This window comes from Prochlorococcus sp. MIT 0701, assembly GCF_000760295.1.
Lineage (GTDB): Bacteria > Cyanobacteriota > Cyanobacteriia > PCC-6307 > Cyanobiaceae > Prochlorococcus.
The window spans coordinates 20,236-46,890 of sequence record NZ_JNBA01000014.1; the positions used below are offsets into that span (position 1 = coordinate 20,236).

The following is a 26,655-nucleotide window of genomic DNA, read 5'->3' on the forward strand; positions in this document are numbered from 1 at the left end:
GAACTGGGTGCGAGCCCGCTACAGGTAGTGCTAGAAAGTCAATATAAATGTATTTAAACCTAAATATAGTGTGAAGACCATCATCTTCGTCCTTGACAACCACTAGTCTCTTCTCGTGGCCGGGTGATGGGGATCAGTCGGTTTTTGCATAAATCCGCCCCCTCGTTAGCTGGGGGCTCTTTTATTGCCTCTATAAAAACCCGCGCAGGCGCGATGTGCAAGAGGGGCTGGCCGCAACACTGCCAACAGTTCTGACTTCACTCAGCTTTGACAGGCTGTTTGAGCGGCACTCCTTCTACTCCTGCCCAGGCAACAAACACAACGGCATCTTCATTGCCAATGTTTTCACAGGCGTGTTGGGTGTCTCCGGTAGAGGCAACAAAGGCTTCACCTCGTCTGAACTCCCTTTCCTTCCCGGACTCTGTGAGTGTGCACTTGATCCAACCTTTCTCGATATACACGACACCAGGTTGAGGGTGTGTATGGACTGGGGTTTTGGCGCCAGGCGGAAAAACAGCTCTTATGAATGTCATCTCAGCTTTGCCTTGCGGATAGCTGAACCCCTCCCCATCCCATGACTCTGTTGAAGAGACCAGGACATCAGATGTGATGGGTGCAGTGGCCTGATCCTTCGTTTTGCTGCAACTGACGGCCAATAAACCAGTGAGGCAGATTGCCGAGAAGAGGAGTGCTCGCATAGGAAATAAAAAAGCGGCTTCCATGAGGAAAGACCGCTGATGTGATGTGAAGTGATTTTTAGAAGACTTAAGTGATTTATATGGTGTAGTCAACCCTTTGATCGGTGCGGTTGTGGGCACCGAGCTTCGCGGGGGATTGATGAGCCGAGGTGTAGTCAATTCCTCGATAGCTTTTCGCCATCAGAAACTGGGAATGAGACAGGGCAGATTGCTTTTGAGCTTTGCGCTGAATCATGGAGAGGATGTTCATAGAACGCTCCTGCAGTGCTTAAGCCCCCGTTGCCTGGCTTAAGTCTGACTGCGCCCCGCAACGGGGCCAACGGTTGCAAAGACTATACAGACGTTTGCTTGGCATCTCAGGCTAGAGGGATCTGGTTTTCCGACCGTCCACAATGGGCAGCAAGACTTTTTTGATGTCGTTTGCATCTTATTGTTTTCTCTTTTTTCAATTGAGAAGTAATGGACCTTTGAGCTGATCGGGCTTTTTACTGGTTCAAATTAATTGGCAGTGCTTTAGAGGCCACTACCCGCAAATAACAGAAGAACATGCTTTCTTGCGCTTTTTCGGGAGAGTCTTTCTGATCACTTGGGGACTAAGAGCGATCATTTTGGCTCGACTGGTACGCAATAGTTAATCTGTTAATTCTACGCTTATTGGCAGACAAAAACATCAGCTTAGCTAAATAAGCTTTAGAGATTTAATCTTATCTTTCGCAGATCTCCGGGGCTTGAAACTTATCGGCAAGACCAGGGGCAAGATCAAAGTAATTTTGGCCCAATGCAACTTGACGAAATGCCTTGTTACTGATATCAGCAAAAATGCTTCCAGTAACATTTGCTTCCTCTTGGTAGACATCGATTGTTTTATTACTTGAAGCTACGAAATCTGTGCCGGCGAGGAATCGTGTAGGGTAATTGCTGATAAACTTTGCATACATTGATCTTTTGTTTGGTGTATTGAAGTAATTATCAGCAATCACTCTCCATGAGAGATCTAGATATAGATTTGGATGTTTATTGAGGTAACGTGACATTAGTTTTATATGCTCAGAAGCTGAGTAAGTTGTCAATTCCTTTGACAGCCCCATGTGCATCCAGATGATTTTATTGTTTGGATACAACTCAAGGACTTTGTCCATTAGATAAATAAATTTTTCGGGATCTGCGTTGTTGCCCAAGTCAGAGTGAAGGGCTAATGGGATTCTTCGATCTCTAAGAATCTCCATAAACGGCTTCCATTCAGCAATTGAGTTTGTTGTAGCTGGCTCGTGGGCATTCCCGAGTAATGCTTGCTTCATCACATTAACCTCTCCCATCCACGTGAACAGGCCCGGAAACTCCTGATCAAGCAGCATAATATTGTCAACAATGTTTGATGGGTTTGCAAGGTCTGGGAATGTCATTGACAGCCCTATATGAACCTCTCTCTGTGGGAATTCATGGAGGTTTGCAGCATTTTCAAAATCATTCTTTATTGTTGGCGAGGCTTTTGTTCCTAGACAGTTGAGATAGTAGGAGCAGCTACTAGTATGCGGCAGTGTCTGCCCAATTCCATAAAGAAGAGCAAATGGTACTTTGGCTTCCTTTAGGTAGGTCATAAGTTCTGTGTAACGAAGGCTTCTTCCTCCAAATGGCTGCGAATGAAGGTGTAGATCTGTTACTGAATTGCTTGAATTGTATTTGCGATCATAGCAAGATTTGTTTTTGTTTGATTTCTGGAAATTAGTTAATGAACGCTGCTTGTTTAATTCTTCTGATCTTTCAAATGCCATATTCCTCTTATGAATAACTAATCCTGTTAGCCCAAGAGCTATTATGATTGTAGGCAAAAGAAGATGTTTTTGTGATAGAATCTTTTTCATGGCTGTATTTTAAAAGAAAGCTATTTATTTATTTATTTTATAGTAGGCCTGGCAGATTTTTGCGGCATCGCAGGTATCTGTTTAATATTTTCAGAGCCAATGATTTTGGCCTGGTCAGACCAGCCCAATGATCGTTAGATATGTATTGGTTTCATCCAAATCAAGTCTGCTGGACGCAGCACCTCATGTTTCTTTGAACACCACGAGGATCGACTTATCAATAACACCTCTAGGAATGCGCATTTGTGATGCGCAAGGGCGTGATGCTCAAGTGATGATATCGATCATTCATCGTTGCGATTGCTTTGCTATTGATTGAAATGGTGTGGCTTTTGCTTTGGCCTGCTGGTCAGACGAACAACTATCTCAGGGCTTGGTTTGCTGAGTTGATCATGGCTTCCCCGCGCCGGTGGATCTCATTGGCGTAGTTGGTCCAGGTGCCTTGGCCCCAATAGCGGAAGCAGCTGGTTTCTAGCAGAAGCAAGTAGAGCAGAGCTTCTTGATAGTGCAGGGTTTGTGTGATTGCTGGATCCTTTGCCACCAAGGGATCAAACAGCTGGTGGAACTTGGCGCTGAGGCTGTTGATCGGTTCTAGAACATTTTCATAGCCCTTGATCCAGCTGAGGTTGTTGGTCCAGGACGCGCCGTCCATTGAGAAGGAGGGATCTGTTTCTTTGAGGCCGCTGATGGTCGCTTCGATTGATTCCGGGTTGATGGGGCTGTCAGTGTTATGCCACAGCTTGTGTTGTTGAATGGCCTGAATCTTCGGGTGACCAGAGGCTTCGACACCGGCGGCCTCCAGTAACTCCAAATATTCTGTGCCGTTGAGCGCCACTGTGCTTACAGCATCAACCTGTGAGGCAATGGTTTGATGGGCTTGGATAAAGGCGGCTGGAAACTCATTCATCATTACGCCTCCATTTTCTCCGTCGGCAATTTGAGAGACCAATGATGGAATCGATTTGCCTGCCAGTGATTGTCTTTCTAGGCCTAATGCTTCGTGATAGGGCTGCATCTGTCCTACCAATTTGGTGTCTGAGCCCTGGGTTTTGATCAAGGCCACAATGCTGACTGTTTCCCCTCTGGAGTTGCGAGCTACAAGTTGATTTGGACCGTATTTTTGTGCGTGGCGAAGGCATGAGCCATCGAGGTTCTCAACGCTGTTTTCTTGAACAAGTAGCCAACGGTATCCGCAATCTCTTAGGGCTTTCACCAATTCATAGAGGGTGTCTGGATGGTTGGGAAGGTGCATTTCCGGTGGCGAGAAACCCCTCACCCGTTGCAATGCTTGCTGCCCAAACATGGCAGCGAATTGGTGTTGCCAGGCCAGGATTTGTAGCTTTAGATCTGGGATAGGAGTGGAAGGTGCAACGGCATGGCTCCAAAAGGTGCCGAGCCATTCCACATGGGGTTGAAGAGTGGGATCGCATGCGAGACGTTTGAGCGCCTCGAGAATGTCGAGGCGGCCCATTTGCTCAACACCCCAGAGCAAGTTGCCTGAGTAATCCAGCATGATTCGAGGGTTGCATCCTTCTTGAATCAGTTGGGGAATGATGTCTGCGAGGCGCTTGTAGCAATGGGCAAAGGGTTCGGCATTGTGGTTATCGCCTTCTTCGCTGTGCTCCAGCATGTATTGCAGATGCGAGATCAGTTCTCCATTTGACCCTGCTGGAATTGTTGGCTGATGCATGTGGAGAGCACAGGCAAAGGCTGACTGAAACTGATCCAGGTTGAGATTGCTGTTTGGCAACACAACAGGATTAGCTTGCTGAACCAGGGCAAGAATTTCGGCTTCATAGCCAGCGATTGGAGGCAAGTTTTGGTTGAGCATCAACTTTTGGTTGCGGTAGTACTGGCTGTGTAGAGCCTCAAGCAGCAGCTGCCCAAGACGAGGTCTTGAAGGTGGACTGGCGGGTTGCCAGTCAGGTGGAACGTCGCGCAGTGGATTGGTCCCCTACACCTTGTTGACGTTGTTCTGAGTGAGATCGGCACTTTTTTCGCCGATGAACGTCTTGAGATCTTCCGGTGGTAGCCAACGTCTGTTGGCTCCATGTTTAAACGCGAAGCGAAGGAATTCTGCTGCGTACTGAATTCGCAGTCTTCTGCTTGTTGAGCCGGGCTCTCCTCCATGACGTTCAACAAGTGCTTTCAAGAGCGTGTATCCGGAGGTGGGTTCAGGTTGGCTTGTGAGAATGAGCACTGTGCGGGCAATTGGTGTGCGGTAGTTACGGTTCCAAACCCTGGCTCCGTTTTTGCTGTTACTTGTTTTATGTGATTTGAATTTTCTCAGTAGTCGTTCCCATTCGAATGCGCTATCAGATCCGGACTCGTTTCTTTGTTTCACCAACTCATAGGCGTCAGTCAATCCTTTGCCCTGCTCTTTCATCAAATCAGAGATCTCGGTTGAAATTCTCAAGATCCAATCAGCGCTTGTTGCGATCCATGGAACGAAATCGGGATCGCTCTTGGCTTTTGGACCGAGGATGATGCTTGCGCGGCTGCCATCGTCGAAGCGCACAGTCAGCTGAACCCTCTGGAGAAGCCCGTCACCGACGCCGCGAACCATCCAGCCAGCGCCACATTCTCGTCGGATCCCGTTGCGTAGGGCTGTGATCCATTTCGTTGACTTATCGGCCATTGAGATGTTGTTGCAACACAAGCTGTTGGATTGTTCTTGTCAATTCAACAGCGTTGCTGCTGCTTCCTCAAGCTGCTGGGGCTTTTGCTTTGGTCTGCTGATCAGGCTCATCACTAGCAAAGACATTCAAAGCTCTGCTGGCGATTGCTGCAGAGCACTTCAGTTGAAAGTAGAAAGGGACAACACGTACTGATGAAATAGATGAGTGGCAAGGCTCTTTTTCTGGCAATCGCCCTGCTCCTCGCTGGCATCGCTCTATGTGAACCCCTGATCGTCAGATTCCTCCAACCAGGTTGAGTTTTGATCAGTCCTTCACTCTTTCAAGTGCTGCATTGATGAACGGCAAACTTCTTGTGCTGGCAATCGTCCTAACCCTTGTGGGTATAGCTGTTTATGAATTTGTACTGGTTGGTGGGGTTAGCTTGGAAGGAATTGCCAGGTTTGCCAATGGGGATCTTGGCCCGACTTGAGCGAGCATGATTTCTAAACGGTGCAATCCCTTGGCTTGCAGTTCTTTTCCCCATTTTTAATTGGTGGAGACCGAAAGCCTTGCCCAGTTGTTGGCTTGAGATGGCCAGGCCAACATGCTCACCGCAACAGTGGCAGGTCCTTGCAAGACTGGACTCGCACAGCACTTGAGCAGAAAGTAGAAAGGGAAGTTCCTGTCTCCACGACATCGATGAACGGCAAAGTACTGGTGAGCGGAATCGTCCTGATCTTGTTGGCGATAGCTGTGTATGAATCCCTTCTCTTTAGAACTCTCCAACCTGCTTGAGTTGGGATGAGGTTCGACTGAGAAGATTCCTTGCCTATTTGATCGGCTCTCATGGCAAGAGGTGGACATAAGCAGCGACGCGCACAATTTGAGCGGAAGTAGTTCTAGAACCGCATTGCCGCATACCAGTGGAACAACACCCGTAGTTAAACCAGACACAATTCAAGGTGCTCTGGGTGACGTAGGCAGACACCATGTATCTGCCTATGGAGTTTTATTCGCGGAAACCGTACCCATTGCCTCCTCGATGGACCTTTAAATGCAGGCCGGTTAGGAACGACTTTCCCCTCCCTCCAATGACCTCCTTAGACAACCGCATCGCTGACTATCAGGACAAAGGCGAGGTTCTCGACACCTATTTCGCTTCCGCTAGCGCCTCTGTAAAACCCAAGTTCTATGCAATGAGCGATGGTGAGTACAAGGCACACCATGACGCTCAGAAGGCTGCACGCGTTGCAGACCTCGAGCAGACCAAGGCTGCATACCTCAGCTCCCTTGAACGTCTTGAAATTCAGATCGCACGGTTGACTCTTGAGGGAGCCCTGTCAGACCAGGCTAAGGAGCTAGCCCGTACTGCGAGCTAACCCCACCTCACACGAGAACGCCAAGACCCTTGCTGTGAATGCAAAGCAACCAGGGGTCTTTTTTATGCTCTGGCAAACCTACTGGTATGACTTGATGTTGCCCAACAACTAAGGCATTTGGACATTCGCTGACAGGCGACATCGCTCTTGGCTTTTTGCTCAATTGATCGTTGGGGCACCACATGTTGCTATTGAGCTGATCACCAACGATCATCCTGGCCCTATTGGCGATTGGCTGAGTTGTTGCTATCAACTGAAAGTCTTGCTGTAACTGACATGGGTATCAGCTTTTGGGGTAGTTGCTATGAACTGACCCCCACTTTGGTCTCGACCCTTGTAATTCTCACCGGCATCAGCTCTGTTCTTGCCTTTTTCGGACTTCGCGGTCTTGCAGTCGCCAAACCCCATAGAGCCCTGTGAGAACCACAAGGTTTGCCCCTGGCCCTACGGGGCCTTTTTTTATTGTCTTGCCTTCTTGCGCATCACATCAACGCGAAGGTGATCTCTTTGATGGCCTTGGCATGCACGAGCCAATCGATGGCGATGGTCGAAGGGGGTCTCAATCCAAGTTGTTCCTGATCAGCATGCTTGCACTGGCTTGGGGCATGCCTAAGGCCAGAGGAATCTCTCTCTCTCTCTTCTGTACCCGGTTCTTAACGGGTTCTTTGCGCTGAATTCAAGTTGCCCTGCTTGCTAGTCATCGCGACGGTTTTTTATGCAGTGGTCAGATCGTCATGGTGGCTGGGTGCTTTGCCTTGGTCATCGATGAGCAGTTCATCGTCAATATTGTTGGTGCCATGGGCAAATCGATTGTTTTGGCTACAACTGAGAGAGACATACTCCCAACTGATGCGCAGATTCCTGGTCGCGGCTGTGTTTTTGTTCACCACTCTTGCGCCAGCTGCGTTAGCGGAAAAGCCATCGGTACTTCTGAATACGCTTCCACAGGAGGTCAGAGGGAAATTGGCCTCTCTATTTACTGCAAATGCGATTGGTCAAACTGGACTCAATGGTCAGCTCAATGGCACACCTGCAACACTCTTTCCGATTGTTAAAAGCGCTCTGACGAAGGCTGGTTATAGCGAACAACCAATCCGAACCACGATTGGTCCGTGGGGGTTTTCCGCGACCTGGGCACCACCCTCTGGCGTTTCAGTTGATGGAACAGCAAGCCAAAAAACAGCAGTTCTGGTGACGCAAGCTACTGCCCTAGGGCCTGAAAGGGTGAACCTAAATGTTCGCTTCGAGGGTCTCTGAAGCGTTGACCTGCTGGTGAATTCAGGCAGTCCATCTTGCTAACCAGCTTGTCTTTATAAAGTTGATATGGCCTAGTCACTGCAACTTGATGCCAGTGTTCTGGGATCTGATTGAGGCGAACAGTCCAATGCCAATGGAGTCGTTGTTTCCCTTGAGAAACCCTTCTCTTTATTCTTCTAAGACTTGAATGAATGACTACCCATTTGAGCATCTTGCTATCCCAGTGGCACCCAGGATCACCTTTGGCGACCAATCATCGACGGGGTTGATCAGTCGATTGAATAGGTGGAAGGAGTAGAAGGTGATTTGGCGATCGTCAACTCTGAGTTTCAATCTTCGATCATGTTGAACGATGAGTGCGGCATGCATGACCAGATTTGTGCTGAAGCGATCGCCAAAGGGGCTACAGCGATCAGTTAGTTCTTTTACAACCAATCGCTAGATCAGAGGAAAGCATTCAGGGAAATGGATACCTGTTTGAAGGCGTTGGAAGAGACACCTCTTGATATGGATAAAAAAAGCTGCTAACTCCAAAGCTTTCGTTCAACAAGACGCAGGGATCTAGTAGAACATTGGTACTGATTGATATTGATTCAATGATGGACCGTCGCCACTGGTCTCTACTGGCAGTGGCTGCATTACTGATTGGCATTCTGTCTCTTCTTTTTGTTGAGATCGATTTGGGCATGGAAGAAGCCATCCCACAAAACCCAGAGGAACAGCCAATACCTGACCTGCCAGAGAAGTATGGCGAAGGCAAGATCTTGATGGGTGACTGACAATGATGAGAGAGATGAGGGTTGGCCGGGTCTACTTGTTGGCTGACCTCAAGGGCTACCGCTTTCTGCAATTCATGGATTCGCTGGCCTTAGCGATCTCGATCGCTATATCGAGTCATCAAAGGCCGCTCTATGAAGGGTGAGCTTGCCTTACTAAAAAACAAGACGATCAATCGATCAATCACCACGTGGATGACCCGCGGGAGCGATGGAAGCAGCGCAAGAAAGATCGGGCGTAGGAATACAAATACCCCTCCTCAGGGTTAAGGCGTCTTAGTCCTCCGTTCGTGAAGCGCTATCAGCGAAGGTTTTTTCTAATCGCTCTTTGATTGCGTCGTTTGGTGCGATCTTGCGCCGCGAGCTGCCCTTCTGTTGAGAACTGAAGTTAAAGAGCCCTCCTCCTTTTCCCCCTTCGCTGGCCCCACCACGGCCTTTTCTGATCGTCATCCCTAACAACCACCAAAACCCAAGGCCAAATAAGACAAGCAAAGAGAGAAGAAGTGCTAAAGCAGCGTTCGTCTCCATAGCAGGCCAAGGGGGTATTAAAACTTAGACCACATGTTGTACACCGGCAGCCTTGCACACATCTGATCTGTGCAAATTGAAAGACCGGTGGAGTATGCACCACCTAGGTATTAGAAGGCCTTTAAGGGCTTTTAGAGAAGGTTTCCTCTAACTGCTTTTTGATTTTGTAGCTCTGGATGCTGTCCTTTGGCTTGACCTCTTGTTGAGACCTGAAGTCAAAAAGCCCTGTTTTCCCCCATCCATTGGCCCCACCACGGCCATTTTTCATCGTCATTCCTACCCACCAAATCTGAAGGCCAAGGAAGACAAGCAAACAGAGCCCAAGAGCTATATAGCCAGCGTTCATCTCAACTCAGAGCGTGTTGCATAAGAAAAGCTTTGCACACATCTGATGGGCTTACATGACCAGATACAGCAAGAACAAAAAAAGTTGTGCCCAACGTAAGACGAAGTGGATCGAGGCTCGTCTTGCTGAATATCAGAAAAACGTCGAGGCCAGCGAGCCAAGCGAGGGCAGGCCTTCGTTATCGACAAGATCACAGGTGAAAAACACCACGGACAAAATCTCGCCTAAGTCATCGTGTTCAGGTCTTCGCCTGAGCAGGCGATGGATTGGTAGATATATTTTGATTCGCGAAAACCGTACACGAGCCGTTTATGGGGTGATGTCTATCGCCGACCGGCCCTGGTTCTTACGACCTTTTTGGTTCGGTCGGAAATTCTGATGGCGTCATGCTGTAGAGGTCTTGAACTGAACGACATGTATTCACTATTCGACGAAGTCTTCAATGCTCCCTTTGGCTACACCATTCCTCGTGATCGCGTTGTTGTGATCCCTGATTCTGAGTACAAGGCTGCTCAGGAGCGTCAAAACGCACAACGCGTTGCTCGTCTTGAAGCACGCAGATCAGAGCATCTCTCAGTTGTTGATCAGCTCGAGAAACAGATTGCCGAATTGCTGCCTTCTCAGCAAGAAGCAGTGCCAGACAAAGGGTTAGCAGCAGCTGAAACCTGACCGCTAGCACCTAAGGGTGTGGGAGACAAAAGACCTCCTGGTTCCTCGGGGGTCTTTTCCCTCTAACGGAAATTTTGAAGTGCAGCGTGATGGTGTACACCTTCACAAGATCATCACCATGGCTTCAAGTGGTGCGTTGCTAAGCAACCAGGGAAAAGTCAGCTTGGATCAATTCGGAATGAATCAGCAGGTCTTTCTGACCAATGGCTCAGTAAACGAGGTGAAATTAGTAAGTCTTCAGATTGTTCTCTTCTCCCTAGCGGATTTATCGATGATCTTAAGGAGCTTGCTTTGATGGTTGGTGATCATCCAGCTGTTGATTGCTGCTTGCATGCTTCGGTATGTTTGCCCGTTAGGGGCACTGATAGGCGGGGCAATTCATCTCTCTCTTCCTGTTTCTTCTTGACTTCTTTTATCTTTGATCGGAGTTGTATTTTTAACGGAACGGAACCATCCATTTGAATGCCTAATCAACAGAGGCTGCGAGCCCGCTTGCTGGAGTTCCTGAAGTTCCGAGTTTTGGCTGCTCAGGACGAGTTCTTTACTCCCTGGCAGAGCAAGGCTGGAATCGATTGCGTCAAGCTACGTGCTTGGCTCTCTGATGTTTGGCCAGAAGCCATGGCTCTCGATGACGACCAGTTGAAGCAGGTGCTTGTTCAGGCCCGTTGGCTCTATGTGAACTGACAGTCCAAGAAAATCAAGGCTCCGTCCTGCCTGGTGGTAGAACCAAAGAAATACTTTCGTCAATGTCTGCTCAAGCTCTGATGCTCTTCTTGCTGATCGGAGCTCTGGCTGCTCCTTCTAGAGCTGAGAAACCGTACGTCAACATTGACTGTCAGAAAAATACCTCGACCTATACCCAGCAGTGGTGCGCCGGAGAAAGATGGGGCGACTCAAGCAAAGAGTTGAGTCAATATCTGGAGGATGAGGAGAGGAAGGAATGGGAAGAGGCGACAAGAACCGTCTGCATCAAGGTTTGGGCTCCCTATATAGATGGCACTGGCTGGAAGCAGGGCGACGTTGATTGCGCAAATCGCTTGAACCAGTCCCTCCTTAAGGAGTTCAAGGCTTTTGATAACCCTGAAGATTCCATTTGGGGCAACTGAACTGATGGCTGTCACTTGCTGACTCTCCAAAGTCCACATATGCAGCCGCTCAGGATGAACCAGCACAGCCTCACCTGACGCCTCATCTTGCTTTGCTAAAAAAACTTGGGATCTTCAGTAGCGCAGTGACGGTTCGAATCACAAAAGCAGGAGCAAATAAGCCCTGCCATTAATCCAAGCCCCACCAACTGGTTCTAGAAACTGAGATGCGTCTTACGGGTGAAATTTTTGCTGGTTATCGAAGAGCCGCATCATGGAGTGATCCATGCCTGCACGATAAGAGAGATGCTCCCGCTAAACATGCACCAGGCGCAGGTGGTCCAGAAGTGGCTCATATCCATGAATACCCAAAGGAAATGAGCCCTAGGTTCATAACTAGATAGCTGTTCACTTTTCTTTTGAAAAATACTTCTCTTTCTCAGGGGCATCACTGCTTGATTGAGCAGATCGAGGCCTATCGTCTCTGCCATAAAAAAAAGCCCCCTGATAGCTACAGAGGGCACCTCATGCGTTCTTTCCCACATTGGCTAAGTCACAAGGCGTTTGCACGCACCAAGGAAACAAGTTTAGGTATCAAATGCCCCCTCGCATAGCAACAGGGGGGAAGTAGGCGTTCTCTTTTATCCGATATCCCTATTCCCTGTATGTTTTATCCCACCTAAGCAGCGCCAGGCTGATTCCACATCATTAGGGCTAGCGGTCAGCAATCTGCTTCTCGAGCAGTTGCCAACAACTGCGAGATGGTCGAGTACACGAGCTTCGATCTACTTCTTTTCTCGTTTAGTACGCGTTCGCCTGTTCTTGCTATACGTGCCCATATCGCGACCATGCCAGTTGTATGCAAGGCTTCTTGTATGGAGATGAACGCTGGCTACATAGGGCTTGGGCTCTGTTTTCTTGTTTTCGCTGGACTTCAGTTCTGGTGGCTAGGTATGACGATGGGACTATTCAGTAAAAGAAGGGACTTACAAATCGAGTTCAAGCCTCCACGGGAAGCCGGCACAAACTTCAAGCCGCAAAGGGATCTTAGTCCAATCAGTCGGGACGACGAATTCAAAAGGCGCTTGGAGCAGACCTTTGCTGAAAGTCCTTCACAAAGGGAGGACTGATAACAACCATTGCCACTATCCCTTAAAGCACTGGGAAGTATTTAGTTATTCAATATAAATAAACCTGATTGATGCCAAAGTATTGTTGGAAGACTAGTAAATAATGATTCCTTTGCGCAGCCTAGACATCGATCAAGCCTCTCAGTGCTCTAAATTCTCAAAGATCTATGCAGCTTAAGTATGACTGTATTGCTTGAGTGTCTGAAGATCTATAGCTGCCAAAACCTCAATATTAGTTGCTTCTAATCGAATATTTGGGGCCATGCCATCATCATAGGCTTGTTTCCAACGAGATGCACATACACACCAATGATCACCTGGTTCCAACCCTGAGAAGCCATACTGAGGCATTGGCGTTGATAGATCGTTCCCTTGAGCTTTGCTATAGGTCAGAAATTTCTCGCTGATCACGCAGCAAACCGTATGCTGACCAAGGTCATGTCCATCAGTTCTACATTTTCCGTCTCGATACCAACCCGTGTTTGGATCACAACTACAAATCTCGAGAGGTTCGCCTAAAACATTTCGATCCATTTGCAAATGACTGATTAGCTAAATCCTATAGGTTTAAAGCTACAAGGCAATAGCCTCTGAGCCTTAGCATCTGCTTTAGATAAATATAGGTAGTATTCTGCCTGCCTTAGGTAAGACGAATTCTATTTACCGCTGATGAATCCAACTGTCAACCACGCTAAAACTTGGTCGTTCTGGATCACTAAAATCTAATCGGTACTTTTTAACCTCATAGCCCCATCCATTCCCAGAATGATAGTCGTATTCAATAATTGATGAACCTGCTTGTCTTTGGATATTATGGATAAACAAGCTCCTACCAGGGGTTTCTATGGGTGAGTTTTCTCTAAAATTATTCTTCGAAAGGCATAGCATCCTACTCCCATCACTATATCTTGTTGCGAAGATCAAGTACTTATTCCCATGAGTGTTGAATCTACTTGCATAATCTATTTGCCAATTTCCAGGATCAAAAGAATCGCTTACCAGCTCACAATTATCTCCAAATGCTCTTTTGGCTTTATGGATTCGTGAAGAGGATTGGCATGATTTTTCAATATCATTCCTAACATTTGTTTGCCGAGTACCTGTAAGCTCCTCTAGTCTTTCAATTGTAATCCAATCTTTGTCGTTGACTCCACGACTAATTATTTTGCTTTTCCAGAGTCCTTCTCTGCAATTATAGCTATAAGTTGTGCCTTTAATGACTTTATCCTTTGCATCTGCAGAGATTGTTGATGTGCCAAGCAAAATGCTCGCTAATGCACATTTAAGAATGAAAGCTGAGATCGGCATTTTTCGCATATAGAGTGTTGAAGATGATTTGTATATTTTATCATAATCAGAAGACTCTACTCTTGAATATTATATTTTAGCCGTTGTAGACTTGGAGTCTGAGAATAGTTAATAGATTTAGCTTGTATGCCCGTCTAGAAAAGATACCAGTAGACTTGAGAGCCAGTGATTAATTTAGGCTGCTGGTAAAGTGATTAGTACACAGAGCCGATCCATAGAGTTGGCTACATGCTAAACAGTAATATGATCAGAACTTCACTGCCTTTTATTACAGCTGCATCTAATCGCCATCACAGCCAAGGCGCTCCTAAATGCCACTGGGGCAGTCGCAAGTGCTAGCAGAAACACTTATGGCGCTTGGCGGATCCATGCAGCGTTGCTAAAAGATTTAAAAATGCTGGTTGGCATTCACTGGATAAATACTGGAACAACTGCAGTAGTACTTGGAGATCCTTTCACTCCTATCAGCTTGAGCCAACCATCAACGACCTCTTATCCCTACTGAGGCCGGATCCCTGCTTGCTTAGAATTGAGATAACAATCTGAGGATGTAGAATCCATCAATCCAAGAAGCTGCTAAGCATTGGCTGATTTGTTGTAGGTGTGAATGTAGAGTTGCCAGAAGCTCATATCCATTTCAGACCAATAGAGCTTTGCGGAAAGGAGATGTTTTGCTAGTGGTCAGCATAGTAAAAAAAATCATGCTCCCGCTTGTGGTACTTGCCATCAACGTGTCTGGGTGCGGAAATCAAATGACAGAAGATGAATTAGCTCGCTTTTACTGCGAGCAGTGGCGAAAAGGAGAGATGACTTCGGAGTTTGCCTACAACGTCCTAGTACATGGGATTGTCTTTAATCGGGGTGCTTATGGGAAAGGCTTTGCTGACCCAAAGGAGTATGAAAAGCAGCTCAACAAAAGATGCTCAGATGTAGGTTTCCAATAATGCAACGCCAGTAAAAATATAGTCATCGTTTCGATACCGGTGAGTCGCAAAACATTAATCCCAAGATCTCTATGGATTAATTTCGGGGGGATGGACGGTCTTGCAATGTGGTTGAGCAGTTCTAAAGACATTTTCGTTACACCAACTGCAGAAGGCCACTACTACCCCTTTGATTGCGAATAAGATTTGTTCCACCAGTCGGCTGGGAAATCACCTAAGACGGTGGAGATTGTGATTCTTGATGTTTCCTGTGTTTTGGCTATTCGCTAGCCACGCCAAGGACGAATCAGATGATGATGACTGTCTAGCTGGTGAGCTGAATGAAATTCTCCATTTAACCCTCCGATCATTTGATCCATTTAATGGTCAGTTGCTCAAGCAGCTTGCAGGCAGAGCATTAGCGTTCAAGTGCGTTAGCAAGTTGATTGTGTGGTTTTTTGACGAGCGAAAGCAGCTCACCGGATGGACTTTTAAACAACGCGCTTTGAAACCACCTGCGGATCTCCTTCCCTTAGATGAGAACCCTGAACATAGGCGTCGTATCTATTGTGAGTGTTCAGTGAGATCAGCTTCAGGAGCGGGCTTGAGCTAAGGCGGGACATCGATGACCAGGCCAGGTCTTAAACCTAGATAGGGTCTCGTGACTTGTGAGATAGGGCACCGGCATCTTCACCAGCAATGCCATAGACCCCTTCTCTTTCTTGTCTTACGGTTCTTCGTTCTATCACCAGTTGCTTTAATCGGGCTAAATTGAGTTGGCTGAGATCAAATGGAGGTTTAGGCGTGACTGTTCACGAAAGAGACGTCGATGATGATTCCTATGACGAAGTTGATGAGTACCTCAGCAGCCAAGAATCTGATGATGAAGAACGTGCTTACTTTTCAGTTGAAGACTCAAAGCCGCCTCACTACTGAGAAACTTGTCTTTTAAAAGACCGATTATAATTTTAAATCTTAATTGCAGATTGCAACCTTTAATCAATGTCAGTAGATAACCAAAGATTTTTTGAGCCAAGGCATGTGCCGCTTGTAGACAAGGCACTGTCTATCCGCAGATGATCATTGGCTGCCATGACAACCTCAACCGTGCCCTTCTGAAGGAACTAAAAGGACTGGGAGAGAACTGATGGGGCACTTGCACTGGAGTTATCTCGAAGTTGGTTTGTTGGTTGTTTTCTACTGGGGTTTGATGATTTGGTGGATCAGGAGAGCTAAGAGAAAACAAGACTTTGCCAGACCGTTGACTGAGAAGGAGTTCTACAAGTTCTTGGAGCGGATATGGGCAAGGCACTTTTAGTTCTTCTTTTTGCTGTTACGGAAGTCCCATGCAATGCAGCAGAAGTGCTTTCGATAGGTGATGGCGACACTCTCACCGTCACAGAAGGCAGTCGAAGAGAAATCCAAGTGCGCCTTACCCGCATAGACGCTCCAGAGACCTCACAGCCCCCGTACGGCATTACAAACAGCACGACAAACATTGAGGAGTCTTCTGCCGGTTGGTTCTGATGTGACCCTCCGCGCTAAGGCAACTGACCGCTATGGAAGAACCGTGGCAGAGGTCTACAGCAACGGCAGCAACATCTACCAATCGCTGGTGGAGTCAGGAAATGCGTTTGTTTTTTGGTAGTACATCAAAGGGTGTGATCACAGACCTACTCACGTCTAGAGATCACTGTCAGACAAGGAGGAATGGGAATGTGGTCTGTTTTTGTTGGGATTCAACGACCTTGACCTTGGGACTACAGGCAAAGCAACAGCAATGGGAAGCGTTATCGCTGCAAGGACATCAGTTCATAGCGTGTAGTACAGGAACTGCTCAGACAAGGTCACTCCCATCTGGATAAGAGATAAAGACGGGGAAGCATATGAGTCGATCAGCTAGGCAGATTGCAACTTGATGAAGGTTTCGTGCCGATAGGGGCCTGATAGAGCATTGTCTGATCGGAGGTGCTTTAGCGATGCAACATCCCATTTGGGTGATCCTTGCTTGGGCAGTTGCTTGTTTTGCTGTTGGTATGAAATTAAGAAGACTCTCCCATCTACTCTTCCAGAAAACATTGAATAGATCATTCGCAACAGAAGACTTCAGAGCATCGTTAGAGCGTATCTGGGAGAAGGAAATAGTGCGATGAAACTATCGTTCGAGAACTCTTGCATGATTTCGATTAAAAAGGTATGAACCCATAGTTAATTTCCACTGGCGTATCTAACTATGGAAATAACGGCAATGATGATTACACCATAGGTCCAGATTGCTCCACTTCTATTCGTTAGCCTCTCTAGCCACACAGGAAATCCTGAGGCATCATTTATCAGTAGATAGGCTAGACCCAAGACAACCATGGGAATGCCTAGCGCTAGCAATAAATCCATGCCTTTACCTCATTGATCTTTATTGTATCCTCTATATCGTGAAAGCAAGTATTTTTTCAAGACAAAGAAAAAGGCTGTAGTTTCTTTGGAGCCGATTTAGTCTTCTTGCCTGATAGTACTCTCCCGCCAATCTGGCAGAAAATCACAAAAAGACCATAAGAGAGTGGGCCACCAGCTCACTCAGCAATGGCAAGGAATTCAGCCTAAAGATCAAAATCTTCCGATCGGATCAGCTTCTGCCATCCTGAAATCAAAGACTTATAAGACCTCAGTGACCAAGCCCAGATGAAGAATGCAATATCAATCCACAAGATTTTAATGACTACATCGGGCTAGTTTTCGATCCCTTCAGCAATCAAAGTAAGGGTAGTGATGATGTTGCCCATTAGTGGCTAATGGAAGCTAGTGAATACAGGCAATCAGGCTGGGGATCGCCATTTGGGGGAGGCCAGCGGGCTCAAGATCCCCCAGATAGGTGATGTGAAAACCCTGTCCTAACAGCGATTGTGCAGGGGTAGAGAAAACCATGGCTACCATGAAAAACTTTTTCAGCGAACTTCCAAGCATTGCTGCTGGTGCTATCGCTAGTTCTCTTTTGGCAGCAGGTTTGTTTTTTGTTGCTGATGCCTTGATGCCGAAGAAGGCTTCTTCTCAGATTCGTTGCAGCCACGACACGAACCTGTCATTTCAACCTGCAGGGAACCTCAGGTTATTTATAGGGGAAGTCATGAAGTGAGTCTGGGAATTTCAACCTGGAGTGGACAGAATATCACCGCCCGCTACACGCATGACACGAACCTTGGTACTACGACCTGCCTGCTGATTCCATCACCTTGCCTTGCGGGGCCTTTGTCATATACACACGCATGACAGTCATGAATGAACCAATCCACGATAAATCAGTCCCCGTTTTCTTTGACCAAAGCGGATTTAACCCAAAAGTCCCTAAAGCATTCTTCAACGTTTTAGGGATCACATTCTTTGTGATCCCAAGTCTATGGCTTATTACGACGTTAGCCATCAACCACCACACAGAAAATGTCAATGATCAAGAGAGAGAAGCCGTGATGGAGTTAATCCAAGAGCACATTCGCAACCACAACGAAAAGGCACGCTAAGGGCCTTTTTTATTGTCCACAAACGAAGAGCGGCTGTGCCTTCAAGTGCCTAACGATCAACCAGATAACCACTGCTGATCAACTCATCAAAGACTGTTGCGCCTCTTGCCTTCTTCCCAGCTGATACAGGAGTGACCTGATCAAGTACAGCGGCAAAGCAAGTGATCCAGAAACTACCTTTGCAGACACCAGCTGATTGGCAAATGTGATCAGGAGCGACTTCAATACAACCCTGTGTCCGAGAAACTTTGATACTTGCGATTTGAGAGTCCAGCTCTAGATCCAATAGCTGTGCCTCTCTTACAGTTATTGCTGTACCTGCGGCATGGCATTCGAGCAGCATTTGATAGTTCATTTATCGGTCAGCTCCTCGTAGACGCTACATTCACATTTCTAGTTGAGAGTCGTTTCAAGGGTCACCAGTGAACCCATAGGCATTTCTTGTAGGTTCGGACACCTCGAAGATTCGAGAGAGCTTTGGGATAGAGAGGGCTGGAGGGCCACGTCTGCCCATTGGTAAGGGGTCGTGTCAACCTCCTGCACCAGGCCAGTGGTAGCAAGTCAAGCCCTTGGCTTCTGCTCGAGAAGACCTTGCAAGATTTCCTTTTGCCTAGCAGCAGCGCGGATATACCCCCTTTGTACCTCTGCTTCAGCCAACTCCTTCTTTAGAGGAACCTCTACCTCAGCAAATTCCTTCTTTAGACGAGCCAATATCTCAGCGATTTCGTTTTTTAGACGAGCCTCTGCCTCCGCCAATTCGTTCTTGATACGAGCAATCCGAAGATCTATTTCCTGCTCGCTTTCCTTGCTGCTGTTGCTGCTCATCTAGATACCAGAAGGTTTGTCCAGCTGATGTTCTCACATGGCGAGGCATGGCAAGAACAGACGAAAGCGTGCTCAACGAGAAAAGAAGTGGATCGAGGCTCGTCTTGCTGAAGATCAAGATAACGGCGAGCTAAGCGAGCCAAGCGAGGGGCAGGTCTTCGTTATTAACAAAATCACAGGAGAGAAGCGTTTGGGTTCGATCCTGGCGCAAGCAAAGAAGCTCTTGGGTTCCCTCGAGGATGCGATGGATTGATCGATGGATTTGTATTCGCGAAAACCGTACACGAGCCGTTTAGGAGGAGATGTCTAACGCCAACCGGCCATGGTTCTCACTACCTATTTGGTTCGGTCGCACAATCCATCTGCATCAAACTGTAGGGGTCTTGAACTGAACGACATGTATTCACTATTCGACGAAGTCTTCAATGCTCCCTTTGGCTACACCATTCCTCGTGATCGCGTTGTTGTGATCCCTGATTCTGAGTATAAGGCTGCTCAAGAGCGTCAAAACGCACAGCTCGTTGCTCGTCTTGAAGCACGCAGAGCAGAGCATCTCTCAGTTGTTGATCAGCTCGGGAAACAGATTGCCGAATTGCAGCCTGCCCTATCAGAAGCAGAGCCAGATAAAGAGTTGGCGGCTAGTAAAGAGTGACCGCTGGAGCTGGGACGTGGCGAATGCAGCTGGCCTGTCTCCAAGGCAAACAGCGGGGAAATGGTAACCCCGCTGCAACCTCACGCGGAACAACGGCCCTATCTCTGTTCAGGAGTTTTTGTTTCGAGTCGAGGGAGCTCTTGCCGGAGAGCAAGTGGCCTTTTTGTTGGATACCTCGCCTTGTTGTCTTTGTACCTTTCAGCTTCTTAGCTATGAGTCAATTTAAGGAGGAGCGAGTTCCAAGCTCAGTGCTTCCAAGCGATCAAACTCTTGGGGACATTGTATTGAGCACCTCAGTTTGTTCCCTTAGTAGCTGCTGGCCAATGAAGACCTGGTCAAAGTGAGAGGGAGCGATCTGCGTAAAGGACAGCTCACTAGTCCCCCGTCTCATCTGGGGGACTTTTTAATGGCACCCGAAGTGCATCTCCAGCTCCTGTTCAGTACGAAGAAGCTGAAAAAGGTATAGATCCAGTTAAGGAAGAAGAGGCAGGGGGCTAACTAAATATCGGCTGGTCTTAAGGGATTTTTTATTTAACTGGCACAAGTTCTGGGAGCTGCCAACTGCCATCAAAGTAAGCCTTCTGAGGCTGATACATTCTCAGTACAAAACTCCAGCCTTGATAGATCCCCAGGTGATTACTCTGAGATGGGTCGCCACCAAAGTGGATCACATACGCACCATCAGCATTTGGTTCTGCAAAGGCACTGTTGATGTTGTAGGCATCACCTTGAACGAATCCGTCTTTGTCGTAAACGGTGATTGACCAAAAGCCATCGACAGGAACATCCTTCAGCGTGAGAACATTAGGTCCTTCAAATTTCGGGGTATAGAAGGGGTAAACAGCCTGATCTCTGGGTAGTCCACCCCAGCCCATTGCGGGGCCAGCTCGATGTTGGTCTGCTGTGAGCTCGCCTTCCTTTCCAAAAACATCTTCGGACTTATATCCTTCACGATCGATAACCCCCTGAACTTTCTTACGCATGGCAAGAATCTGAGCCATGTCCCAGTTGTTTGTGGGTTTATAAGATCCGCGCTTGGTCTGGTAGACACCCAATTGATCCTGAAGAGCGGAGGCTTTTGCTATGTCGGCAGGATCTCGCATGTTCACGCCAGTCCTGAAAGCCACAAACGCATATTGCGTACCCACGTTGTCTTTGGTCAGTGTGAATGCTCCTGGCGAGGTGATTGTTATCGGTATGTAGTGCTCTTCAGAAATCACAAGTGCACTTTGGTAACGCCCTTTCGTTCCTGGCATTGAGATTGTGGCAGGTCTTGAGAGGTCGAGAACTAATGCGGAGTAGAGCGTGTCAAAGTTCGGGCGAAGGATCGTTCGGTCGTTGGGATCCATGGCTCCCTTCATGTGCCAGAACACACCGACCCCATCAGAACAAGTCTGCTTGGCAATCTTTTTCACGTAGTCAGCAAAGATGACCTGAGTTTCTGCAAGCGCATAATTGTCTTCATTCACCTTGGTTACGGCTTTGGTAGGCCAGTGAATGGCAGCAAGCGGTGACTGAGCACATTCCGTTTCTGCGGCCTTTATTGCTGTGCTGTCTATCGATGTGCCAAAAAGCAGGCTTGATGCGAAGAAACTGCCAAACAGTGCGTGGCGAAATTTGAACATCGATAAAAAGGATCAGTGCTTCACGCTAAAGCCAAGGCCAAACAATAAAAAAGACCCTTCGCGGTTGAGCGTCAGGGCCTGGGTGATGGGGAAAGTACTTATTAGGACGGCGCCGTATCAAATGCAACCCCCGAAATTCTTAAGTGAGTGCTTAGCGCTACTTATGGCGTTAACAAGTCTAAAGTTAGGTGAAGCTATCAATATATAGCGTATTACAGCTCCCTAACAACTCCCATCAGTGACTACCTTTTGCGTAGGGCCGGGTGATGGGGATCAGCTGGTCTTTTGTGAGTGGGCTATGCCTCCTGACCTCACACAGGGGGCTTTTTATTGATCACATAAAAAACTCCAGTCAAGATGTAGCGCAAGGGGTTGATCAATCCAATCGCTCTGCGTAGTCCCTTAGAACCTCTGCAATTTTGTGTGGTGGGATTTCTTGCTGATATTCCCTGCAGAGATCGAAGAGCTTGTCGGTGAAGTCCTTCATAGGGCTTGCTTTCTTGGTTTCAGTCATTGAGCAGTCTCCACATCAGGAATGCTGGCATGCGGTAAAAAAAAAAGAGCCCCCCCTAGGCCCTGGTTTGTTTTTTCTTCTTTTTCTAAGCAGTGGCTAGTAACGTCCTCCTCCAGTGGAGATACCCTTTTAGAGTTTGTGGGCTTCTTCAGTTGCTTGTGCAGCTCTCGAAGCGCGAATATGGGAAGCATAGAATTAATAGCCATGACAACTAGAGCAGGTGTGCCCATGCCCTGAAACGCCATACACTTATGTGTTAGCGCCCTTGTTATCGTTATCCTGTCGGCATGGCTAAGAACGCTTGCAGTGCAATCTTGATCGTTCGGCAGAAGCCAGTTCATGCGGCGTCAATAACTCAGGCCGGTTGGTGGGTATGGCATCACGGTTCAAAGGCAATACAAAGCCCTACCTAGATGGACTGGGATTAGACCTTTGAATGCTTTCTGAGTTAATAGTTATGGTCCTATTCCTTTCGTGATTCCTATCCACTGTGCTACCTCGGCAGAAGATTGAAATTGATGCTGTTGCTGATGTGATGGGTCACAGACTTGAGTTCGAAGCACACTCTTATCGCTGGATAAGTAGTGCTCCAAAGGCAGCAGCCTTTTCTGGAGTAATAAATTAATTAGGTTAAACTAACCCCCAAAAGCACATCGTTCTACTAAAGACTTCTTCATGCCAAACCTTATATTCAAATCTTCAAGCGACAGTTGACCCACTCATTAGCAAACTGCATGTTGTATTATTTGTAAATTTAAGCCAATATCATTCCAGGAGAGCGCTTGAAGAGACAATGTTTTGCAATTTGCTTCTTTAGCAAACTCAATTAATCTATCGAAGAGAAGACTGCCTAGCCCTTGACTCCTGTATTGCTTTTTAATTGTAAAATTATCTATCGCCAACCTTCTTCCCATTCGCATCAATACCACCATGACTCTCGTCACGCCACATCAATAAATGCGCTCCAGAGCTCATCCCTAGCTCATTTAATTGTTCTGCTGAGACTCCATAGCCAAAGCACTTATGGCTGTCATATTCCAGACTTGTACTGTGATGGCGATAGCGCTGGCAGAAACGCTCATACCACCTGGCGCATCCATCGAGCGTTGCCGAGAGCTTTAAAAAGGCTGGCTGCTATTCACTGATGCCATCTGCCTTCAGCCTCCTGTAGCGGTTTGCTTCCCGTAGATCAACTTAAGGGTAAGGATTGTCACGTTGAGGATGAAGGTAATGATGTTTGCAATAAGAACAGGAAGAGCATTTGTTTCTATTGCATAGATAATCCAAAATAAGAGACCAGTGATAAACATCAAGAGCATCACTATCGATACATCATCAGCCTTCTTAGTTTTCCATATCTTTATGGCCTGAGGTAAGAATGCAACGGTCGTTAATGCAGCAGCTATAAAGCCGAAGGTGTTAGGAGTTATTAGTTTATCAATGCCCATTTGTAACTATAAGAATTAGCTTCTAGAGAATAATTCTCTCAGTGTAATTGCACAGCAGCTTTGCCTCTATAGAGAGGCACACCCCAGTGGCTTGTGGGAGTGCCTTGGCAAGACGCTCCTTGCTGAGGCGCTCCTCTGCAAAAAATCCCTTATCGGCTGTGCTCAACCCAAAACGCCAACAGCTGTTCATATGACGGAGCGAGTGGTGCTTTGTTTTCGATAAGGAATTGGATGATGGTTGCCTTCCTTGCGTATTTGCTTCGTCCAGGGAGAGCCATGCGTGACGCAATGGCTCTAAGCTCTGTGGCCTTCAGTTTTTCGAACTGCTCCTCCTTTGCTGGAGGTAACGACCTAAAGGCTTGAGGGGAAAGGCCTTGGCCTCCACCTCATTCTTCAGAGCCTGAAGCGTGCGGGCCTGGGAGTCGATGTGCTCCCCGATGTCACGAGCCAGCTTCTTGTCGAGGTTGTTGACCTCCTCAATGGCTGCAAGTAACCCATCAGCGATTGATATCGACCACCTCCTTGGTGGCTTCACGCTTAGTAAGCCGTGCCTCCTTCGCCTGATCCATTGCAAGGCGGAAGGTCTGGATGAATGCCCGCACAGCCTCAACCAAGGTAGATCCAGAGAACACACCCCAAGAACCGTTCTCCTCAAAAGCCTCCTCTAGAGCTTCCCCTGCGTTCTCGAGCTCCTTAAGCACCTGGCCATAACCATGGAGGAACTTGTTTGGCTCAGCATTCTGGCGCAGGTTGAGATCCATTCCGAAGTAAGCCGAACAGGCGATCAAGAATTGGCTTTAGCTCCACGGCAAGCTCCCCCAGGATTAATTTCAGTCATCTGATCAGGGCTTCCAGGCCTGATCTGTTGGCAGGAATGGCTTGAAATGCCATTCTCTGACCATTTAGCCCCCCTTTAGGGAAGAGCAAATGGAAAGCTGCAACTAGCAATCAATAGCTGAATGATTACTGACTACAAGATCATCTTCTTCCCACCTCTGGCCATGCGAGCTCATCAGAGGTGTGCAAGGCTGCAGGGATGGACATGTGATCTAGATGGAGACGCACACTGCTCTACTCACGTTGATTTCAATGGCGGTGTTGGTTGGCCTTGGTGTTGGCTATTTGGCAAAAACTGCGATGTTCAAGAACGGACCAATTGAGAGAGGTCCACTCGGGCAAATGAAGGCAGGAGGGCTGTTTGACTTTGGGGCTGGGGAAAAGGTCAGCTCTCAACGAAAGCCTCCCTATCAAGCGAAGATCAGCCAGGACGAGACAATCAAAGCGCGATTAGAGAAGACCTTTGCTGATAGCGCATCAGGAAAGGACGACTGAGAATGACTGCAGCGCTAGGGAGTAACAAGCATGGCAACGAAGTCATCGTTCTCGCATGATCCAATTGGTTGTGTAGCAAAGACATCGAAGCAAAGACAAGACAAAACCATTCTTGATTTGTACTTCAACAAGGCTTGGTTATTACTGGCTTAATGGAGACCGCTCTTGGATGTATGGGTTGAATGCTGCTGATGAGAGCCGTCTTATGAATACAGGCGATGTTGATGCTCATATCCAGGTCGCTAACTCCGTTAAATTCAAGCGTGATATTTGCTTGCAGCAGATTGCCGCTGGTCTAGAAATAGTCTGAGATACTTGTAACTTCAATGCCTATGCACTGGTTCCTATCGGTGATGTCGAAAATGTCTCAATACTGAAATAGCCCTGGAGAAATTCACATCACTTGATTGAGAAAACGGCGGCTGCGTTCTTCGCGAGCATTCTCGAAAAACTCATCTGGTGATGAGGTCTCCACAACCTTGCCCTCGTCCATAAACAACACCCGATCTGCCACCTCACGGGCGAAGTCAATCTCATGGGTGACAACCACCATGGTCATCCCATTATTGGCCAGCGATCGCATCGCATCAAGAACCTCCTTGACCCGTTCCGGATCGAGAGCGCTTGTAGGTTCATCAAAAAGCATGATTTCAGGTTGTAGTGCGAGTGCACGTGCAATGGCTACTCGTTGTTGCTGCCCTCCACTCAGCTGGCCAGGGTATTTACCTGCCTGCTCGGCAATTCCCATCTGAGTTAATAAATCGATAGCGCGTGCCTCCGCCTCCTTTCGAGGCCGACGCTGCACACGAATCGGTGCAAGGGTGATGTTGTCGAGGATGGATAGATGCGGGAAGAGATTGAATTGTTGAAACACCATGCCCACACGTTTACGGATACGTCGTATCTGACGTTCATCGTGATCTGCGTTTAAGGGGATACCAAGCACTTCAAGTCGCCCCTCATCAAGAGATTCGAGTCCATTGAAGGTTCGAATCAAGGTGCTTTTGCCAGAACCCGAAGGACCCATCACTACTAAAACTTCTCCGCTTTCAACGTGCAACGACACCTCATCAAGAGCTCGCTGATGATCACCAAAGCACTTAACAAGGCCCGTGGCATGAATGGCTGGAATCATTGCTTTGAAGTAGCAGACCTTGTGGGGCTGAGTTGATGTTCAAGATGACGGGCAAGTAAGGCCATAGCAGTGCAAACCAACCAGTAAACCCCAGCTAGCCACACATAAACCTCCAGATACCGACCAATGAAATCAGGGTTGGCCAAGAGGCTGCGGCTGATCCCAAGGAGTTCCACCAAACCCAAGATGGCCATCAGGCTGGTGTTCTGAAGTAATCCAACTGCTTGGTTGGTCAGGGCCGGTAGAGCTGTACGAAGTGCCTGCGGCAACACCACAAGTTGAATCATTTGCTTCGGGCTTAGTCCCAGCACAGCAGCAGCTTCACGCTGGGTTCGTGGGATTGCCTGCAATCCACCTCGCACGTCTTCCGCGATGTATGCAGCAGCAAATAATGCGAAGGCCAATACAGCGCGCAAGACTCGATTCACCTCTAGATGCATGGGAAGGAAAAGGGGAATCAAAAGTTGACCAAAAAACAACACTGCAATTAGAGGAACAGCCCGCATCACGTCGATATAGATACTGCAACTTCGTTGGATCACGGCCAGCCTGGTTTGACGTCCGAGTGCCAAAAGGATGCCCAGCGGCAGAGCAAGAGCACCACTGCAGGCGGTGAGCAGCAGGGTGAGGGTTAGGCCACCCCAGGCATGAGAAGGGACCGGCAGTAAACCGAGGCCACCGGCAAGAAGAACGACACCACAGGGCACCATTGCAATCCATACCAATGGCAAGGCCTTACGAATCCAACCCCGACGTGGCCCCAACAGCGTTAGCAAGGTGAGCCCTATCAGCAGTGCAATCCAAAGAAATGGGCGCCAACGTTGATGAGGTGGATAACTGCCAAAGGCATACAGCGGAAGGTTTTGGCTAACGACTTGCCAATCCGCATCAACAAAAAGCCAATGCAAGGTTGTGGTCGCAACCCAACCAAGCAGGGCAAGCAGCAAAACAGTCATCAAGCCATCCAGAGGGGTGGCCAATAGGTGCCGTTTGAGACGTTTAAAAGGGCTTGGCCCAAACTGCATCAGGATTT

At 47.8% G+C, this 26,655-nt stretch carries 41 protein-coding genes; 21 read left to right on the top strand and 20 right to left on the bottom strand.

Annotated features, from left to right (window positions below):
• Window positions 1–257 precede the first annotated feature (257 nt).
• From EV12_RS03340 to EV12_RS03355, 5 genes are all read right to left on the bottom strand, one after another.
• Window positions 258–722 carry a cupin domain-containing protein gene (locus EV12_RS03340; RefSeq protein WP_241466557.1) on the bottom strand — a complete coding sequence of 155 codons (465 nt, stop codon included), beginning with the start codon at window positions 720–722 and terminating at the stop codon, window positions 258–260.
• Between the two features lie 52 nt (window positions 723–774).
• Window positions 775–948, bottom strand: coding sequence for a hypothetical protein (locus tag EV12_RS13990; protein ID WP_193742132.1), 174 nt, complete (start codon window positions 946–948; stop codon window positions 775–777).
• Window positions 949–1,402: 454 nt separating this feature from the next.
• The gene (locus tag EV12_RS03345; protein ID WP_052039538.1) at window positions 1,403–2,560 is read right to left on the bottom strand and encodes an amidohydrolase family protein; all 1,158 of its coding nucleotides are present in this window, start codon (window positions 2,558–2,560) and stop codon (window positions 1,403–1,405) included.
• A 361-nt stretch (window positions 2,561–2,921) separates the two neighbouring features.
• Window positions 2,922–4,391, bottom strand: a complete 1,470-nt coding sequence (locus tag EV12_RS03350; protein ID WP_036911925.1) for a glycosyl hydrolase family 57 — start codon at window positions 4,389–4,391, stop codon at window positions 2,922–2,924.
• A 123-nt stretch (window positions 4,392–4,514) separates the two neighbouring features.
• A complete protein-coding gene (locus EV12_RS03355; protein WP_036911928.1) occupies window positions 4,515–5,198 on the bottom strand; it encodes a hypothetical protein in 684 nt (227 codons plus the stop codon).
• A 335-nt stretch (window positions 5,199–5,533) separates the two neighbouring features.
• Here EV12_RS03355 and EV12_RS14770 point away from each other — a divergent pair, with 335 nt between their 5' ends.
• The 3 genes from EV12_RS14770 (at window position 5,534) to EV12_RS03370 (ending at window position 6,557) form a co-directional block, all read left to right on the top strand.
• A complete protein-coding gene (locus tag EV12_RS14770) occupies window positions 5,534–5,668 on the top strand; it encodes a hypothetical protein (RefSeq protein WP_255327647.1) in 135 nt (44 codons plus the stop codon).
• 20 nt (window positions 5,669–5,688) lie between these two features.
• Window positions 5,689–5,973: a hypothetical protein gene (locus EV12_RS03365; RefSeq protein WP_036911934.1), complete on the top strand. Its 285-nt coding sequence runs from the start codon at window positions 5,689–5,691 to the stop codon at window positions 5,971–5,973.
• A gap of 296 nt (window positions 5,974–6,269) precedes the next feature.
• On the top strand, window positions 6,270–6,557 hold the full coding sequence (locus EV12_RS03370) for a hypothetical protein (RefSeq protein WP_036911937.1): 288 nt from the start codon (window positions 6,270–6,272) through the stop codon (window positions 6,555–6,557).
• A 7-nt stretch (window positions 6,558–6,564) separates the two neighbouring features.
• Here the strand turns inward: EV12_RS03370 and EV12_RS03375 are convergent, their stop codons facing one another.
• Window positions 6,565–6,771: a hypothetical protein gene (locus tag EV12_RS03375; RefSeq protein ID WP_036911940.1), complete on the bottom strand. Its 207-nt coding sequence runs from the start codon at window positions 6,769–6,771 to the stop codon at window positions 6,565–6,567.
• A 17-nt stretch (window positions 6,772–6,788) separates the two neighbouring features.
• Here EV12_RS03375 and EV12_RS03380 point away from each other — a divergent pair, with 17 nt between their 5' ends.
• The 4 genes from EV12_RS03380 to EV12_RS13995 all read left to right on the top strand — a co-directional run bounded on the left by EV12_RS03380 (window position 6,789) and on the right by EV12_RS13995 (window position 8,736).
• Window positions 6,789–6,977 carry a hypothetical protein gene (locus EV12_RS03380; RefSeq protein ID WP_036911942.1) on the top strand — a complete coding sequence of 63 codons (189 nt, stop codon included), beginning with the start codon at window positions 6,789–6,791 and terminating at the stop codon, window positions 6,975–6,977.
• 429 nt (window positions 6,978–7,406) lie between these two features.
• On the top strand, window positions 7,407–7,814 hold the full coding sequence (locus EV12_RS13560; protein ID WP_152562362.1) for a hypothetical protein: 408 nt from the start codon (window positions 7,407–7,409) through the stop codon (window positions 7,812–7,814).
• A 596-nt stretch (window positions 7,815–8,410) separates the two neighbouring features.
• The gene (locus EV12_RS03400; RefSeq protein ID WP_036972819.1) at window positions 8,411–8,593 is read left to right on the top strand and encodes a hypothetical protein; all 183 of its coding nucleotides are present in this window, start codon (window positions 8,411–8,413) and stop codon (window positions 8,591–8,593) included.
• Window positions 8,594–8,595: 2 nt separating this feature from the next.
• Entirely contained in the window at window positions 8,596–8,736 is a 141-nt protein-coding gene (locus tag EV12_RS13995; protein ID WP_193742133.1) for a hypothetical protein, read from the top strand.
• Window positions 8,737–8,866: 130 nt separating this feature from the next.
• Here the strand turns inward: EV12_RS13995 and EV12_RS03405 are convergent, their stop codons facing one another.
• Window positions 8,867–9,040, bottom strand: a complete 174-nt coding sequence (locus EV12_RS03405; RefSeq protein WP_241466556.1) for a hypothetical protein — start codon at window positions 9,038–9,040, stop codon at window positions 8,867–8,869.
• Window positions 9,041–9,239: 199 nt separating this feature from the next.
• The gene (locus EV12_RS03410; protein WP_036911958.1) at window positions 9,240–9,464 is read right to left on the bottom strand and encodes a hypothetical protein; all 225 of its coding nucleotides are present in this window, start codon (window positions 9,462–9,464) and stop codon (window positions 9,240–9,242) included.
• Between the two features lie 378 nt (window positions 9,465–9,842).
• Between EV12_RS03410 and EV12_RS03420 the strand changes: the two genes are divergently transcribed.
• The 4 genes from EV12_RS03420 (at window position 9,843) to EV12_RS03445 (ending at window position 12,348) form a co-directional block, all read left to right on the top strand.
• A complete protein-coding gene (locus EV12_RS03420; protein ID WP_072015057.1) occupies window positions 9,843–10,133 on the top strand; it encodes a guanylate-binding protein in 291 nt (96 codons plus the stop codon).
• Window positions 10,134–10,595: 462 nt separating this feature from the next.
• Complete coding sequence (locus EV12_RS03430) at window positions 10,596–10,817, top strand: hypothetical protein (protein WP_036911969.1); 222 nt, start codon at window positions 10,596–10,598, stop codon at window positions 10,815–10,817.
• A gap of 62 nt (window positions 10,818–10,879) precedes the next feature.
• A complete protein-coding gene (locus tag EV12_RS03435) occupies window positions 10,880–11,239 on the top strand; it encodes a hypothetical protein (RefSeq protein WP_052039608.1) in 360 nt (119 codons plus the stop codon).
• A gap of 740 nt (window positions 11,240–11,979) precedes the next feature.
• Window positions 11,980–12,348: a hypothetical protein gene (locus EV12_RS03445; protein ID WP_036911974.1), complete on the top strand. Its 369-nt coding sequence runs from the start codon at window positions 11,980–11,982 to the stop codon at window positions 12,346–12,348.
• Window positions 12,349–12,522: 174 nt separating this feature from the next.
• Here the strand turns inward: EV12_RS03445 and EV12_RS03450 are convergent, their stop codons facing one another.
• Complete coding sequence (locus EV12_RS03450; RefSeq protein ID WP_036911977.1) at window positions 12,523–12,882, bottom strand: DUF2237 family protein; 360 nt, start codon at window positions 12,880–12,882, stop codon at window positions 12,523–12,525.
• Window positions 12,883–13,008: 126 nt separating this feature from the next.
• On the bottom strand, window positions 13,009–13,656 hold the full coding sequence (locus EV12_RS03455; RefSeq protein ID WP_241466623.1) for a hypothetical protein: 648 nt from the start codon (window positions 13,654–13,656) through the stop codon (window positions 13,009–13,011).
• 752 nt (window positions 13,657–14,408) lie between these two features.
• Between EV12_RS03455 and EV12_RS03460 the strand changes: the two genes are divergently transcribed.
• The 4 genes from EV12_RS03460 (at window position 14,409) to EV12_RS14550 (ending at window position 16,227) form a co-directional block, all read left to right on the top strand.
• Window positions 14,409–14,600: a hypothetical protein gene (locus EV12_RS03460; protein WP_152562393.1), complete on the top strand. Its 192-nt coding sequence runs from the start codon at window positions 14,409–14,411 to the stop codon at window positions 14,598–14,600.
• 783 nt (window positions 14,601–15,383) lie between these two features.
• The gene (locus EV12_RS14775; protein ID WP_255327659.1) at window positions 15,384–15,515 is read left to right on the top strand and encodes a hypothetical protein; all 132 of its coding nucleotides are present in this window, start codon (window positions 15,384–15,386) and stop codon (window positions 15,513–15,515) included.
• Window positions 15,516–15,878: 363 nt separating this feature from the next.
• Window positions 15,879–16,106: a thermonuclease family protein gene (locus EV12_RS13570; protein WP_241466624.1), complete on the top strand. Its 228-nt coding sequence runs from the start codon at window positions 15,879–15,881 to the stop codon at window positions 16,104–16,106.
• A gap of 1 nt (window position 16,107) precedes the next feature.
• Complete coding sequence (locus tag EV12_RS14550; RefSeq protein ID WP_241466625.1) at window positions 16,108–16,227, top strand: thermonuclease family protein; 120 nt, start codon at window positions 16,108–16,110, stop codon at window positions 16,225–16,227.
• A gap of 1,148 nt (window positions 16,228–17,375) precedes the next feature.
• On the opposite strand, the gene EV12_RS14780 is transcribed toward EV12_RS14550, so the two are convergent.
• Window positions 17,376–17,501: a hypothetical protein gene (locus tag EV12_RS14780; protein WP_255327660.1), complete on the bottom strand. Its 126-nt coding sequence runs from the start codon at window positions 17,499–17,501 to the stop codon at window positions 17,376–17,378.
• Between EV12_RS14780 and EV12_RS03480 the strand changes: the two genes are divergently transcribed.
• On the top strand, window positions 17,500–17,709 hold the full coding sequence (locus tag EV12_RS03480) for a hypothetical protein (RefSeq protein WP_152562394.1): 210 nt from the start codon (window positions 17,500–17,502) through the stop codon (window positions 17,707–17,709). The genes EV12_RS14780 and EV12_RS03480 overlap by 2 nt on opposite strands.
• 139 nt (window positions 17,710–17,848) lie before the next feature.
• Window positions 17,849–18,091, top strand: a complete 243-nt coding sequence (locus EV12_RS03485; RefSeq protein ID WP_152562395.1) for a hypothetical protein — start codon at window positions 17,849–17,851, stop codon at window positions 18,089–18,091.
• Window positions 18,092–18,140: 49 nt separating this feature from the next.
• Here EV12_RS03485 and EV12_RS03490 read toward each other — a convergent pair whose 3' ends face one another.
• The gene (locus EV12_RS03490; RefSeq protein WP_036911998.1) at window positions 18,141–18,446 is read right to left on the bottom strand and encodes a hypothetical protein; all 306 of its coding nucleotides are present in this window, start codon (window positions 18,444–18,446) and stop codon (window positions 18,141–18,143) included.
• 206 nt (window positions 18,447–18,652) lie between these two features.
• Window positions 18,653–18,916: a hypothetical protein gene (locus EV12_RS03495; RefSeq protein ID WP_036912001.1), complete on the bottom strand. Its 264-nt coding sequence runs from the start codon at window positions 18,914–18,916 to the stop codon at window positions 18,653–18,655.
• A gap of 37 nt (window positions 18,917–18,953) precedes the next feature.
• On the opposite strand from EV12_RS03495, the gene EV12_RS03500 reads away from it, so the two are divergent.
• The gene (locus EV12_RS03500) at window positions 18,954–19,169 is read left to right on the top strand and encodes a hypothetical protein (RefSeq protein ID WP_036912003.1); all 216 of its coding nucleotides are present in this window, start codon (window positions 18,954–18,956) and stop codon (window positions 19,167–19,169) included.
• Window positions 19,170–19,238: 69 nt separating this feature from the next.
• Window positions 19,239–19,568, top strand: coding sequence for a guanylate-binding protein (locus EV12_RS03505; RefSeq protein ID WP_241466457.1), 330 nt, complete (start codon window positions 19,239–19,241; stop codon window positions 19,566–19,568).
• A gap of 527 nt (window positions 19,569–20,095) precedes the next feature.
• Here EV12_RS03505 and EV12_RS03515 read toward each other — a convergent pair.
• The 5 genes from EV12_RS03515 to EV12_RS03545 all read right to left on the bottom strand — a co-directional run bounded on the left by EV12_RS03515 (window position 20,096) and on the right by EV12_RS03545 (window position 23,943).
• Window positions 20,096–21,193 (bottom strand): DUF1254 domain-containing protein, encoded by a 1,098-nt coding sequence (locus EV12_RS03515; RefSeq protein ID WP_052039428.1) that lies wholly within the window; start codon window positions 21,191–21,193, stop codon window positions 20,096–20,098.
• Window positions 21,194–22,429: 1,236 nt separating this feature from the next.
• Window positions 22,430–22,639: a GNAT family N-acetyltransferase gene (locus tag EV12_RS14935; RefSeq protein WP_036912014.1), complete on the bottom strand. Its 210-nt coding sequence runs from the start codon at window positions 22,637–22,639 to the stop codon at window positions 22,430–22,432.
• 225 nt (window positions 22,640–22,864) lie between these two features.
• Window positions 22,865–23,155: a SemiSWEET transporter gene (locus EV12_RS03535; protein ID WP_036912016.1), complete on the bottom strand. Its 291-nt coding sequence runs from the start codon at window positions 23,153–23,155 to the stop codon at window positions 22,865–22,867.
• A gap of 310 nt (window positions 23,156–23,465) precedes the next feature.
• Window positions 23,466–23,690, bottom strand: a complete 225-nt coding sequence (locus tag EV12_RS14555; RefSeq protein ID WP_036912018.1) for a hypothetical protein — start codon at window positions 23,688–23,690, stop codon at window positions 23,466–23,468.
• Window positions 23,653–23,943: a hypothetical protein gene (locus EV12_RS03545; protein WP_241466458.1), complete on the bottom strand. Its 291-nt coding sequence runs from the start codon at window positions 23,941–23,943 to the stop codon at window positions 23,653–23,655. The genes EV12_RS14555 and EV12_RS03545 overlap by 38 nt, the downstream gene beginning before the upstream one ends.
• A gap of 265 nt (window positions 23,944–24,208) precedes the next feature.
• On the opposite strand from EV12_RS03545, the gene EV12_RS03550 reads away from it, so the two are divergent.
• Entirely contained in the window at window positions 24,209–24,487 is a 279-nt protein-coding gene (locus EV12_RS03550) for a hypothetical protein (RefSeq protein ID WP_036912024.1), read from the top strand.
• A gap of 112 nt (window positions 24,488–24,599) precedes the next feature.
• Entirely contained in the window at window positions 24,600–24,797 is a 198-nt protein-coding gene (locus tag EV12_RS14560; RefSeq protein WP_342626215.1) for a hypothetical protein, read from the top strand.
• A gap of 84 nt (window positions 24,798–24,881) precedes the next feature.
• On the opposite strand, the gene EV12_RS03560 is transcribed toward EV12_RS14560, so the two are convergent.
• Window positions 24,882–25,622, bottom strand: a complete 741-nt coding sequence (locus tag EV12_RS03560; protein ID WP_036912026.1) for an amino acid ABC transporter ATP-binding protein — start codon at window positions 25,620–25,622, stop codon at window positions 24,882–24,884.
• A complete protein-coding gene (locus EV12_RS03565) occupies window positions 25,619–26,647 on the bottom strand; it encodes an amino acid ABC transporter permease (RefSeq protein WP_052039429.1) in 1,029 nt (342 codons plus the stop codon). Before EV12_RS03565 ends, EV12_RS03560 begins: the two co-directional genes overlap by 4 nt.
• Window positions 26,648–26,655 lie beyond the last annotated feature (8 nt).